The organism is Blautia sp. 2227st1_G12_2227SCRN_220401, assembly GCF_039062885.1.
GTDB lineage: Bacteria > Bacillota > Clostridia > Lachnospirales > Lachnospiraceae > Blautia_A > Blautia_A fusiformis.
This window is the reverse complement of the sequence record NZ_JBCLNI010000012.1, coordinates 66,182-79,159: the sequence shown is the minus strand read 5'-3', so window position 1 is coordinate 79,159 and position 12,978 is coordinate 66,182. Positions and strand designations below refer to the sequence as shown.

The 12,978-nt window shown below is 46.2% G+C and carries 14 protein-coding genes; 13 read left to right on the top strand and 1 reads right to left on the bottom strand.

Translation table 11 applies throughout. From position 1 onward, the window contains the following. Nucleotides 1-15 precede the first annotated feature (15 nt). From ABCM67_RS08150 to ABCM67_RS08110, 9 genes are all read left to right on the top strand, one after another. Nucleotides 16-1,170, top strand: a complete 1,155-nt coding sequence (locus tag ABCM67_RS08150) for a LicD family protein (RefSeq protein WP_342992726.1) — start codon at nt 16-18, stop codon at nt 1,168-1,170. Beyond that, entirely contained in the window at nt 1,163-2,980 is a 1,818-nt protein-coding gene (locus ABCM67_RS08145; protein WP_161209937.1) for a thiamine pyrophosphate-binding protein, read from the top strand. Before ABCM67_RS08150 ends, ABCM67_RS08145 begins: the two co-directional genes overlap by 8 nt. Before the next feature lies 1 nt (nt 2,981). After that, complete coding sequence (locus tag ABCM67_RS08140; RefSeq protein ID WP_015525329.1) at nt 2,982-3,719, top strand: SDR family oxidoreductase; 738 nt, start codon at nt 2,982-2,984, stop codon at nt 3,717-3,719. 326 nt (nt 3,720-4,045) lie between these two features. Further along, nucleotides 4,046-4,195 (top strand): 50S ribosomal protein L33, encoded by a 150-nt coding sequence (gene rpmG / locus ABCM67_RS08135; protein WP_044961412.1) that lies wholly within the window; start codon nt 4,046-4,048, stop codon nt 4,193-4,195. A gap of 25 nt (nt 4,196-4,220) precedes the next feature. Beyond that, nucleotides 4,221-4,427: a preprotein translocase subunit SecE gene (secE, locus tag ABCM67_RS08130; RefSeq protein WP_015525331.1), complete on the top strand. Its 207-nt coding sequence runs from the start codon at nt 4,221-4,223 to the stop codon at nt 4,425-4,427. A 15-nt stretch (nt 4,428-4,442) separates the two neighbouring features. Further along, nucleotides 4,443-4,964, top strand: coding sequence for a transcription termination/antitermination protein NusG (gene nusG, locus ABCM67_RS08125; RefSeq protein ID WP_015525332.1), 522 nt, complete (start codon nt 4,443-4,445; stop codon nt 4,962-4,964). A 68-nt stretch (nt 4,965-5,032) separates the two neighbouring features. Then, nucleotides 5,033-5,458, top strand: coding sequence for a 50S ribosomal protein L11 (gene rplK / locus ABCM67_RS08120; RefSeq protein WP_015525333.1), 426 nt, complete (start codon nt 5,033-5,035; stop codon nt 5,456-5,458). Between the two features lie 95 nt (nt 5,459-5,553). Beyond that, complete coding sequence (gene rplA, locus ABCM67_RS08115; RefSeq protein WP_015525334.1) at nt 5,554-6,249, top strand: 50S ribosomal protein L1; 696 nt, start codon at nt 5,554-5,556, stop codon at nt 6,247-6,249. A 252-nt stretch (nt 6,250-6,501) separates the two neighbouring features. Continuing rightward, the gene (locus tag ABCM67_RS08110; RefSeq protein ID WP_330389498.1) at nt 6,502-7,497 is read left to right on the top strand and encodes a serine hydrolase; all 996 of its coding nucleotides are present in this window, start codon (nt 6,502-6,504) and stop codon (nt 7,495-7,497) included. Between the two features lie 145 nt (nt 7,498-7,642). Here ABCM67_RS08110 and ABCM67_RS08105 read toward each other — a convergent pair whose 3' ends face one another. Continuing rightward, nucleotides 7,643-8,365, bottom strand: coding sequence for a GntR family transcriptional regulator (locus tag ABCM67_RS08105; protein ID WP_161206338.1), 723 nt, complete (start codon nt 8,363-8,365; stop codon nt 7,643-7,645). A 291-nt stretch (nt 8,366-8,656) separates the two neighbouring features. Here ABCM67_RS08105 and ABCM67_RS08100 point away from each other — a divergent pair, with 291 nt between their 5' ends. Genes ABCM67_RS08100 through ABCM67_RS08085 form a run of 4 tightly spaced genes read left to right on the top strand, consistent with a single transcriptional unit; the run spans nt 8,657 to nt 12,753 of the window. Continuing rightward, entirely contained in the window at nt 8,657-9,625 is a 969-nt protein-coding gene (locus tag ABCM67_RS08100) for an SIS domain-containing protein (RefSeq protein ID WP_114001934.1), read from the top strand. 37 nt (nt 9,626-9,662) lie between these two features. Beyond that, complete coding sequence (locus ABCM67_RS08095; protein WP_147603119.1) at nt 9,663-10,520, top strand: PfkB family carbohydrate kinase; 858 nt, start codon at nt 9,663-9,665, stop codon at nt 10,518-10,520. 15 nt (nt 10,521-10,535) lie between these two features. Next, nucleotides 10,536-12,038, top strand: coding sequence for an ABC transporter permease subunit (locus ABCM67_RS08090; protein WP_118609220.1), 1,503 nt, complete (start codon nt 10,536-10,538; stop codon nt 12,036-12,038). Continuing rightward, on the top strand, nt 12,031-12,753 hold the full coding sequence (locus ABCM67_RS08085) for an amino acid ABC transporter ATP-binding protein (RefSeq protein ID WP_114001932.1): 723 nt from the start codon (nt 12,031-12,033) through the stop codon (nt 12,751-12,753). Before ABCM67_RS08090 ends, ABCM67_RS08085 begins: the two co-directional genes overlap by 8 nt. Nucleotides 12,754-12,978 lie beyond the last annotated feature (225 nt).

The window sequence follows — 12,978 nt, the reverse complement described above, 5'->3', positions numbered from 1 at the left end:
ACGAGGCAGAGTGTATTGAACAGAGAACAGCAGAAAGTACTGGAACTTCTAAAAGAAATAGATATCATATGCAGAAAAAATAAGATCACATATTATCTTTCTCCGTATCTTACCCTCTGTGCGGTAACGGAGCGCCCTTTTCCCATGAATCCGGCAAGCAATGATATTTATATGAAGACCGGTGATATGGCCCGGTTTAAAAATATCTTTGACGAAGAACCAGAGTTGCGCAGAACTCTGGAATCTATGGAGAATAACAGCCGTTTCCCCGGATTTTTTCTGCGTTATACAGATAAAGATACATTGTTTTATAAGCTGGACGAGTATGGAAAATACAAACATCCGGGACTGGGGATCAATATCCTTCCGCTGCAGTGTGAATATGGTCCAAAGGGAAAATATCTCTGGAACCGTATGCGCGAAGAGGGATGGAAGAGGATCTACGGAAAAAAAGGCAAGTGGCGGAACCGGCGTGAGCTGGGATGTATCTGGATGGTGCGAGTCCTTTCCCTTTGCGGACGAGGCTGGCTGGCAAAGAGCATATTCCGGGATCTGCTCCGGCAGCCGCAGGATGGCGCAAAAACATATGTACTCCGATATTTTGACCAGAATCTTTATTTTCCTGCGCATATTTTTGAAAATCCCGGGGAGGCAATGCTTGGAGGAGAATCCTTTATGGTCCCGGGAAACACAGACAGCTATCTCACCCGGGCCTACGGCAAAAATTATCGAAATAAGTCAATGGAAAAATATGTTCCCGGCTCGCTGGTGGTGTGCAGCACACTGATCCCATGCGAGGAATTTCTGCAGCAGTCAAAGGAACTGAAGAAATTTGCTTCTGTCAGGAAGAAAAGGGAAAAGCGCAGGCAGTTTGGAATGAATTACCGGGAATATCTTGCACAGTGCTGGGATTATGCAAAATTCTGCGGGGAAAAATATACCTGTGCACTGGCTTATCGCAAAAAGCTCAGCTATATCCGGAATCTCTTCAAAAATGAAGATTATGTGGAACTGGAAAAAGCATTTGCGGGATATACCAGGATGAACGATCGCTGTCTGAAATATGAAGAAGCATTTGAAACAGATCCGGAGGTTTTTGACCTGTATCTTAAGTATCTGGAAAAAACAGGAAGGATCTCGTATATGGAGAAGGTAAAAAAATATGTCTAAGGTCAAGCTTACAGATTATGTTGTGGAATTTTTGCAGAAAAAAGGGATCCATGATTTCTTTGGATACCAGGGAACCATGATCGCACATCTGGTAGATTCCATTGAGAAGAATCCCCATGTAAGAAGTCATTCCAGCTATCATGAGCAGGGAGCTGCTTTTGCCGCCTGCGGTTATGCTCAGGCAAAGAATGCCTGCGGCTGTGCCTATGCCACCAGTGGTCCGGGAGCTGCCAATCTGCTTTCCGGTGTGGCAGATGCGTATTTCGATTCTCTTCCGGTGATCTTTATCACCGGACAGCTGAATACCTATGAATATTCCGGTATTACAGGCCTTCGTCAGCAGGGCTTTCAGGAAATCGATATGGTTTCCATGGCAAAGCCGGTAACCAAGTACGCGGTGCAGGTCCGTGATCCGAAAAATATCGTTCGTGAACTGAATCTTGCATGGCAGATCGCCAATACAGGACGGAAAGGGCCGGTTCTTATCGATCTTCCTATGAACGTGCAGAGAGGCGAGGTGGAAGATCCGGTTTATGATATGGAATTTTCCGAGGAAGAGATCGAGACAGCTGTATATGGAAAAAATGATCCGGAAAACGGGGCAGCCTTTTACAGGGATGCAGTTGCAAAGGCGGATTCTTCTGATGGAGCAGAGGCGGCAGAATATATTCTGAATAAGATCAGGACTGCAAAACGGCCGGTATTTATGATCGGTCACGGAGCTTCCGGAGAAGCAGAAAAAATGCTCACAGATCTGGCGCGTGCCCATCACATTCCGGTGATCACAAGCGTACTTGCCCGGTCCGCGCTGAGCTTTGATGATCCTTTGAACTTCGGGTGCATCGGAGGTGCCTACGGACACCGGTATGCAAATATGATCGCCAATGCAAAAAGCGATCTTCTGCTCTGCTTTGGAATTTCCCTGTGTACCCGTCAGATTGGTACTAAGGTTCATGAGTTTGCGAAGAATGCCGAAATCATCCGTGTGGATATTGATCCTTATAATCTTCAAAGAGAGATCCATGAGGGAAGAGAAGGTGAGAAATGCTTTTGCGTCAGCGCAGAGACTGTGGTGCGTAAGCTGACAGAGCAGCAGGCACAGATCGGTTCCTATGAGGAATGGCTTGCTGTCTGCCAGAAGATCCGTAAGGAACTCTGGAAAGTGGACGATGAGACACCGCAGCGTTATCCGAACCGCATGATCGCATACTTGAGTGATCAGCTTTCCGATACCGGAGCGGTTGCTGTGGATGTGGGACAGCATATGGTCTGGAGCTATCAGTCCTTCCACAATCAGCAGGGGCAGAAGACACTTTTTTCCGGCGGACATGGTGCTATGGGATATGCACTTCCGGCGGCTATCGGAGCTTATTATGCTACCGGCAAGCCGGTGGCATGTATCTGTGGAGACGGAGCCTTCCAGATGAATATCCAGGAGCTGCAGTGGGTGAAGCGCGAGAATATCCCGGTGAAGATGATCGTAATGAATAATGAGGCGCTGGGAATGATCCGTCATCTTCAGAGAGATTATTTTGACTGTGTATATGCGGATACCTCCGATGGCAGCGGATTTTCATCCTGCGATTTTACAGATGTGGCGCAGGCCTACGGAATTCCTGCAAAGCGCATCCAGGGAGAAGACGTGGAAAAATATGCCGGTGGATTCCTGGAGCAGAACGGGCCGGAGCTTCTGGAGATCATGCTGGAGCATGGAACCTACGCATACCCGAAGACCTGTCTGGGCGAGCCGATCCACAATCAGCAGCCTTATATACCGAAACCGATATTTGATGAACTGATGGAGCTGTAAAATGGGAAAAATAACTGTGATCACAGGCGGTACCTCCGGAATCGGAAGAGGAATCGCCGAAAAGATCCTGGCAGAGTCGGCAAAAACTGACAGGATCTTCGTAACATATGGACATGATGAGAAGAAGGCACTGTCGTTTCAGGAGAGCCTTCCTGAGGAAAAAAGATCTCAGGTGACTTTGATAAAGGCAGATATGTCTTCCTATGAAGAGATGATGGTTTTTGTGGAGGAGCTGAAAAAGCAGACAGACCATATTGACTGGCTTGTAAGCAATGCCGGCATCAGCACCTACGCAAAATATGAAGACTACAGCTTTGAGGAGTGGACACGGATCGTAAACACCAATCTTTCCGTACCTGTATTTATGGTAAAAGAGCTGAGATCCATGATGGTAGAGGGCGGCAGTGTGCTTTTTACCGGTTCCTATGCAGGACAGCAGGCGTATTCTTCCTCCCTTGTATATGGAGTCACCAAGGCAGCCATCCATTTCCTGACAAGATCCCTGGTAAAGGAATTTGAGCCAAAGGGCATCACAGTCAACGCTATTGCACCTGGCTTCATCGAAACTCCGTGGCACAGCGCCCGCACCCAGGAGAGCTACGACCGTATCAACCGGAAGATCGCACTCCACAGGTTTGGAACTGTGGAGGAAGTGGCGGATATGGCTTATGCAGTGCTGTCTAACGGATATATGAACGGCAGTGTGGTGGATATCCACGGTGGTTATGACTACTTTTAATAGAAGTTGAAAGTGTGCAGGAAGACAGAAGAAGACATGTTGTGCCTGCACATAAGGGGCTTCTTATTACTTTCTGTACAGGGGCGACGTCCCGAAAACGAAATGCAGCGAAGCAGAATCGGGTTTGCGCACTTGAGACGTCCGTACGGAATCTGTGAAATTCTTTATATTTAAGCGAAAAAGGCTTGACTTGCACACCTGCTCTGTGATAAAATTGACGAGCGACATGGAAGTTAGGTCTTTTTTTTATGCCCGAAAATGACGACGGATATACGTTCCGGGCGGCATAGAAGACCATGCAAATGAAAACACTGGAGGTGGAAGTTGTGCGCGTTAAGATTACATTAGCATGCACCGAGTGCAAGCAGCGTAACTACAATATGACGAAGGAGAAAAAGAACCATCCTGAGAGAATGGAGACCAAGAAATATTGTAAGTTCTGTCATACACACACTCTGCACAAGGAAACAAAGTAATCACAGAGATTTGTGAGGTTATGCTATGGAAAAACAGAAATCTGAGGATAAGCCGCAGAAGAAAAGTTGGTTTCAGGGACTTCAGTCAGAATTTGAGAAGATTGTCTGGACAGACCGTCCCACACTGGCAAAGCAGACTGTTGTGGTCGTGATCATCACGATCATCCTGGCAGTGGTTATCAGTGTAATGGATTCCGGAATTCTGGAATTCATTAATTTCTTAATGAAGTAAGGACAAGGTGATTATATGTCAGAAGCAGCAAAATGGTACGTTGTCCATACCTATTCCGGGTATGAGAACAAGGTAAAAGCCAACATTGAAAAGACGATCGAGAACAGACACCTGGAAGACCAGATCCTGGAGGTACGTGTTCCGCTGCAGGATGTAGTGGAGATGAAGAACGGAACCTCAAGACAGGTTCAGAAAAAGATGTTTCCAGGCTATGTGCTTCTCAATATGGTGATGAATGACGATACCTGGTACGTTGTCCGTAATACCCGCGGTGTTACAGGATTCGTAGGACCGGGATCAAAGCCTGTGCCTCTTACAGAAGAGGAAATGATGCCGCTTGGTATCCAGAAACCGGATATCGAAGTGGACTTCGCAGAGGGCGACATGGTAGTCGTTACCGGTGGTGCATGGAAAGATACCGCAGGTGTGATCACAGGTATCAACATGCAGAAACAGACGGTAACGATCAATGTTGAGCTTTTCGGTCGTGAAACACCGGTAGAAATAAGTTTCACAGAAATCAAAAAAGCTGAGTAATTCAAAAACAAGGTAACAGCAAGTGGGAGGGACACACCCCCGCCAATACCACATAGGAGGTGCCGAAAATGGCAAAGAAAGTAACAGGATATATTAAATTACAGATTCCGGCTGGTAAAGCAACTCCAGCACCACCTGTAGGTCCGGCTCTTGGACAGCATGGTGTAAACATCGTACAGTTTACTAAGGAGTTCAACGCAAGAACAGCTGATCAGGGAGATCTTATCATCCCGGTTGTCATCACTGTTTACGCTGACAGAAGTTTCAGCTTCATAACCAAGACTCCGCCGGCAGCAGTTCTTCTTAAGAAAGCTGCAAACATCAAATCTGGTTCCGGTACACCGAACAAGACCAAAGTAGCTAAAGTTACTAAGGCACAGGTTCAGGAGATCGCTGAGCTGAAGATGAAAGACCTCAATGCAGCATCCATCGAGGCTGCTATGAGCATGATCGCCGGTACAGCAAGAAGTATGGGAATCGAAGTCGTAGACTAATAAATACCGAAGCTTAAGTTCGGGGTTCCCGTAGAAAAAGTGAAATTTTCAAGTGGGAGGGCTTTTCCCCGCAAATACCACAGGAGGTTATAGAAATGAAACGAGGAAAGAAATATGTGGAAGCTGCGAAAGCAGTAGACCGCGCAACATTATATGATGCACCAGAGGCTATCAGCCTTGTTAAAAAAGCAGCTGTAGCTAAGTTCGACGAGACCATCGAAGTTCACATCCGTACAGGCTGCGATGGACGTCACGCAGATCAGCAGATCCGTGGAGCAGTTGTTCTGCCACACGGAACAGGTAAAAAAGTTCGTGTACTTGTATTTGCTAAAGATGCTAAGGCAGAAGAGGCAAAGGCAGCAGGAGCAGACTTCGTAGGAGCTGAGGACCTCATTCCGAAGATCCAGAACGAGGGATGGCTTGACTTTGACGTTGTAGTTGCAACACCGGATATGATGGGCGTTGTAGGTCGTCTTGGTCGTGTACTTGGACCGAAAGGTTTAATGCCAAACCCGAAAGCTGGTACTGTAACAATGGACGTAACAAAAGCTGTTAACGACATTAAAGCAGGTAAGATCGAGTATCGTCTTGACAAATCCAACATCATCCATGTTCCGATCGGAAAGGCTTCCTTTACCGAGGAGCAGTTAAGCGACAACTTCCAGACGCTTATGGGAGCTATCACAAAGGCTAGACCTAGCACACTGAAAGGTCAGTATCTGAAGAGCGTTACAATCGCTCCGACAATGGGACCTGGTGTTAAGCTTAACCCGATTAAATTAGCTCAGTAATAAATTTTAAATACCCTGTACAGAGGAAACTTTGTATGGGGTATTTTTTTATACATTTATACACCTTGATTTTTGGGGGCAAAAATCCTACAATAAGGCACAAACAGAGTTATAACAGAACGAAAGCTCATCAGAGCTTTTTCATATAGATATTACAGAAGAAAATAATAATCATGTTAATATAAAAAAGATGGGGAAAACGTTTCTGTAAGTAAAACTTACAGATGAATTTGTCGGAACAGGGAGTATAAATTGAGATCAAAAAAGCGTAAAGCGAAGAAAATAAAAAAACAGGTAAACAAAATAAAAATGATACTCTGCCTGGTGGTAGAGGCTATCGTGATCCTGACACTTGTAGTGATCATCGGCTGGAATAAAGGGGTAGGTGACTGGATGGAGTCTCTGCAGAGACCGGTTGTCCGTAAGCTTGAGATGAGCGGTATCAACAGTCCCTACGCAGTGCTGATGCAGGTAAAAGGCGGAAAGATCATCGGAAATATGAAGGGTGATGAGAAAATCTATCCGGCTTCCATGACGAAGATCATGACGGTGATCGTGGCTATTGAGAACCTGGATGATCTGGATCAGGAGATCACTCTGACCCAGGAAATGTTCCAGGGGCTTTATGAGCAGGATGCCACCCAGGCAGGCTTTCAGCCCGGTGAGACCGTGCGGGCCATCGATCTTCTTTATGGTGCCATGCTGCCATCCGGTGCGGAGTGTTGTATCGCACTGGCGGATACCGTAGGCGGTTCCAGGGATGGATTTGTGGAGCTGATGAATAAGAAGGCACAGAGGATTGGAATGAATGGTACACATTTCTGTGATACGACAGGGCTTCATGATCCGGATCATTACAGTACAGTGAGAGATATTGCGGTGCTGCTTAGGTATGCGCTTCGGAACGATACGTTCAGAGAGATCATTGAGAGTCCGCGGCATTCTACAGGAGTGACGAATATCCATCCCAGCGGGATCACATATTACAGTACCATGTTCAAAAATCTTTCTGACCCTTCCGTTACCGGCGGCAAGATCCTGGGCGGCAAGACAGGATATACCAGTGAGGCGGGTCTGTGTCTTGCAAGCTTTGCAGAGGTCTACGACAGGGAATACATACTGGTAACGGCAGGCGCATCGGGAAATACCGGAAGCCCACTCCATGTGGAGGATGCGGTGACGATCTATAACCGCCTTGGAAAGGCCATTGAGGCACAGATGACAGGCAGTGATGGATCGGAGTCTTGAAAAGATAAAGGGTAAATTTTGTGTATCGCGAAGCGTGTTACGGAGAACGGAGTGAACAGTAATATTTTTGGATAAATAAATACTGGCACAGAGGTGGATGCTGCTGTATTGGCAGCATAACACTTCTGTGCCGTTTTTTGATTCTTCAAAATGAAATCGTATAGCGGGAACCTGCAATGTATTCACGGCTGATGTAAAGCGGTTTTCCATCAGGAGCTTCCATATAGGAATCCAGGATCAGCACGGGATCACCGGAAGACAGACGCAAAGTTTTTGCCATATCCGGGGAGGCTGCAGTAACAGAAATAGTGCTGCGGCTGGATTCTGCGATCGTACAGCGGTAGGTGTTTTTGATATATTCAAAAAAAGAACCGTTTTCTACAGCGTTCGGATCAAAATCCGGGAAAAGCCGTGTGGGGAGCCAGGTGTGAACATCAATAACCGGAATACTGTCAGCCAGAAGAAGACGTTCCAGGAAAAAAACTTCCTCATCCGAAGTAAGCTGCAGAAAATCAGAGGTTACGCTGTTTGCAGGTTTTTTGCAGAAGGACAGTACGTGAGATTCCGGAATCCGGTCATTCTGACGGCAGGATTCGGAAAAGCTCATATTTTTCTGGGATTCAAATTTCCGGAAGATCATGGGGGATTTTACAAAGGTTCCTTTTCCCTGATGCTTGATAAGATAGCCTTGTGTACAAAGCTCCTCCACGGTACGTCGGACAGTGATCCGGCTGACATGGTAAAGATCGGCAAGCTCCGGCTCAGGAGGGATTTTTTCTCCGGGCTTATAAGTACCGTTTTTGATCTGCTGGGTGATGATATCCATAAGCTGCTTGTAAAGCGGCTGGATTGAATTTTTATTTAACATGAAAATATCCTTTCTGAGGTTGTTCATAAAAGATATTTTACTATAGTGCGGATGTATTTGTCCAGTAAGGGACAAACCTCTGCAGTGCGTCAGAAGGTATATTGGATGAATAATTAATCATAAATCATGAATATACTCTTTACTATAACGTTATAATATGTTATATTCTTCAAAAAGGTAAAATGCAAAAGTACAAGAAGGAGAAATTCATCTGAAAATCCGAAAAAACCTGTATTTTCAATGGATTCAGAGGATTCTCAGACGAATTTCCACGAAAACCGGAGGATGAAAATGGACGCAGTAAAAATCGTAAATAAGATCAACAAAGAGCATGGAACAATCAAAAATGTGTATTTTCTTGCATGCGGAGGATCTCTTGTGGATCTGTATCCGGGATATTATTTTGTCCGTGCGGAATCCGCAGTGATGGATGCACAGTGGATCCCTGCAAGAGAGTTTGCACTGACACCGCCGAAGAAGCTGGGAAAAGACAGTCTTCTGATCATCTGCTCCCACAGTGGCAAGACAAAGGAGTGTCTGGAGGCAGCAAAAACAGGAATGGATGCAGGTGCGGCTGTTGTTACAATGACACATGCGCCAGGTTCTCCATGTGATACCGATAAATGGATCTCCGTTGTATACGACTGGGCACCGGGGGTAAAGGAAGCAGAGAAGCCTCAGGGAATCGTACTTCGTATTCTTAATGAGCTGATGAAGGTACAGGAGCCGGGATATAAGCTTTACGATAAGATCGTGGAAGGCTTTGAAAAGATCGATGATGTTATTGCAGCTGCAGTGAAGGATCAGCAGAATGCAGCATGGCTTTTTGCAGAAAAATATTCAGAGGAACCGAACCTTTATATCATGGCATCGGGAGCTTCCTATTCTCAGGCATATGGCTTTGCGATCTGCTCACTTCAGGAAATGCAGTGGATGGACTGCGGTTATCTGAACAGTGCGGAATATTTCCATGGACCGTTTGAGGTAACGGATGAGGATCATCTTTATATCCTTATGATGAGCCGGGGCAGAAATCGTATGATGGATGCGCGTGTGCTGACTTTCCTTGAAAAATACGGAAAGAAATACGAAGTGATCGATGCGGATAAGCTTGGTATGGAAGCAATTGATGACAGCTGTGTGGAATATTTTACCCCGATGCTGTTCTACACCATGACGACCGTTTACCGTACCGCTCTCCAGGATAAACGCCGTCATCCGCTGGATATGAGAAGATATATGGGCGTTGTAGAGTACTAAAGGTGCTACTGTGCCTGTGCACAGAGAAAGGGAAAATATGAGTAAATACAGTACAAGGCTTCTTGGCTTCGGAGACAATGTAGTGGATATCTATGATCATCTGAAAACCATGTATCCAGGCGGAAACTGCGTAAACGTCAGTGTTTACGGAAAGATGGCCGGATGTGAAAAAACAGCGTATATGGGATATTTCGGAGATGACGACAGAGCAGAACTGATCATGGATACACTGGAAAAAATCGGCGTGGAAACCGTAAAGTGCAGACAGCTGCATGGCGAGAACGGTTATTCCAGGATCACATTAAAAGACGGAGACCGTGAGTTCCTGGATTTTAATGATGGTGGTATCCGTGGAAAAACACCGTATATCCTTGATCGTTTTGATCTGGAATATATGAAAGGCTTTGATGTGGTACATAGCGGAAATTACTCTTTTACGGAGGAAGAGCTGCATAAGATCAAAGAGGCGGGAATTCCGGTTTCTTTTGACTTTTCTGATGATTCCACAGAGGAATATTATGAAAAAACAGCACCGGAGGTTACTTACGCATTTTGCTCCTTTGACGGAACCGACCAGGAGGCAGAAGAGCATCTGAAAAAGATCATCTCCATGGGGCCGAAGCTTGCCATGGCCTCCAGAGGAGCCAAGGGCTGCATTCTTTATGACGGAAGGAATTTTTACCGACAGCCGGCAGCGCCGCTTACGGAAGTAAAAGATACTCTTGGCGCCGGGGATTCACTGATCGCATCTTTCCTTACCGGGTATATCGGAAGAAGGAAAAACGGCATGGCGGAGGAAACCGCGATCTGTGAAAGTCTTGAAGAGGCAGCTGCTTTTGCAGCGGGCATTTGTGGCATGGAAGGTGCTTTTGGCTACGGAAAAAAATATGAATAGCAGGAGGGGAAAATAATGGGACGCAATGGAAAAAGCAGAGCTCTTATCTGTTTTGTACTGTGTATGATCATGGCTCTGCCGATATATTTCAGCAGTGCAGTGGCAGTAAAAGCGGCAGAACAGCAGACCATCATCATAGGAACGAACGCAGAGTATTCACCATTTGAATACCTGGATGATAATGGAAATATTACAGGTTTTGATTACGATCTTCTGGAGGCGATCGCCAAGGAAGAAAACGTAAAGCTGGTATGGAAGGATATGCCCTTTGATTCCCTGATGGGTTCCATGGAGGCTGGTGATGTACAGGTGATCGCAGCCGGGATCGGACCTACGGAGGACCGTAAAAAAAGCGTTGATTTTTCCGATGTTTATTACACCGGTACACAGTGCATCATCAGCCGTAAGGATAATCCGATCAAGGATTTTGAGGAGATGTCCGGAAAAACCGTTGCAGTTCTGGAGGGTGCACAGAGTGATATGATCGCATCCGGCGAGACTACTGATTACGGTGAAGTTAAGGATGCCAAAGTAAAAAGATTTAAAAACGCTTCCAGTGCAGTCATGGAGCTGAAAAACGGTGGAGCAGATGCAGTTCTGATCGACAATATCATGGCGGAGATCTACTGCAAACAGAACTCAGACCTGCAGTATGAGTCCGTGCCAAGTACAGCAGAGGATACGGTTTTCTGTATTGAAAAAGGAAACACAGAGCTTGTCCAGATCATCAATGACGGGCTTGCAAAAGTAAAAAAATCCGGGGAATATGATGATCTTTATCAGAAGTATTTTGTGGACACACTTGAAAACAGCGAGGATGTGACAGATGTAGCAGCAACCGATGGTTTTCTGGGACTTTTAAGCTTTATTTTCCTTCAGGATAATCGTTGGAAGTTTTATATTAACGGTCTTGGGATTACGCTGATCGTTTCCCTTTTGTCAGTGATCGTAGGTATCCTGATCGGTCTTGTAGTGGCTCTGGTACGTCTTGGAGCTGCGAAAAAAGGCAGAAGAACCATTCTTTCCACGATCGCGGATATTTATGTTGATGTGATCCGTGGAACACCGTCAGTCCTTCAGCTGATGATCATCTATTTTGCAGTGTTCCACAGCAGGCTGGGATATGTGGCAGCAGTGGTCAGCTTCGGTATCAACAGCGGTGCATATGTTTCCGAGGTTATCCGCGGAGGTATTTTATCTGTGGACAAGGGCCAGAGCGAGGCTGGTCGTTCTCTGGGTCTTGGGTATAAAGATACCATGCGTTTCATTATCATTCCGCAGGCTGTAAAAACCATCCTTCCGGCAATGGGTAATGAGTTTATCCAGCTGATCAAAGAAACATCTATTTTAGGTTATGTAGGTATCATGGATCTGACAAAAGCGGCAAGCTATGTTTCTTCCCGTACTTATCAGATGTTTATTCCGCTGATCGTTGCAGGTATCATGTATTATCTGATCGTGAAGTGCCTGAGCCTTCTGCTGAAGAGATTTGAAAGGAGACTGAGAGAAAGTGATTGATGTTAAAAATCTGAAAAAGTCCTTCGGGGACGTACACGTATTAAAGGGAATCACAACTCACGTAAACAAGGGTGAGTGTATCTGCATCATCGGTCCGTCCGGCTCCGGAAAATCTACATTTCTGCGCTGCCTGAACCTTCTGGAAAAACCGGAGGAAGGAGAGATCACCGTAAACGGACAGCAGCTTCTGGATCCGAAGCTGGATGTAGATAAATTCAGGGAAAATGTGGGAATGGTTTTTCAGCATTTTAATCTGTTTCCAAATATGACAGTATTGAAAAATATCACCCTTGCGCCGGTGCGTCTTGGCAAATGGAATGCAGCGGAAGCTGATCAGAAGGCGAGGGCTCTTTTGAAAAGAGTCGGCCTTGAAGAAAAAGCCGATGTCTATCCCGGAAAGCTTTCAGGCGGACAGAAGCAGAGGGTTGCCATTGCCAGAGCCCTTGCAATGAATCCCCAGGTGCTTCTGTTCGACGAGCCGACATCAGCTCTTGATCCGGAGATGGTCGGAGAGGTTCTTGAGGTTATGAAGGAGCTTGCAAAAGAAGGCATGACCATGCTGGTGGTTACCCATGAGATGGGATTTGCAAGGGAGGTCAGCGACAGAGTGCTCTTTATGGATGATGGGGTGATTCTTGAGGATAGAAATCCGAAAGAACTGTTTGGGGATCCTCGAGAGGAAAGGACGAAGGAGTTTCTTTCCAAAGTATTGTAAGGTTTTTCGTGGAAAAGTTCTGCTTTGAAAAAGCGGGGAAATTCGTGGGGAGGGGAGGCACTCGGAGTTGCGAAGCCCGTTTCCCCTCCCCACACCCCACCCCTCCGGGCACGCCGCTGTGCTACGCCTTGGAGTGTGTTAATTTATCGGCTTAGTCCTGTATGCTGCTGTATTGGCAGTGTCAGGCTGAGCCGATTTTTATTTCGTCGGACGGGAAAGCGGCCC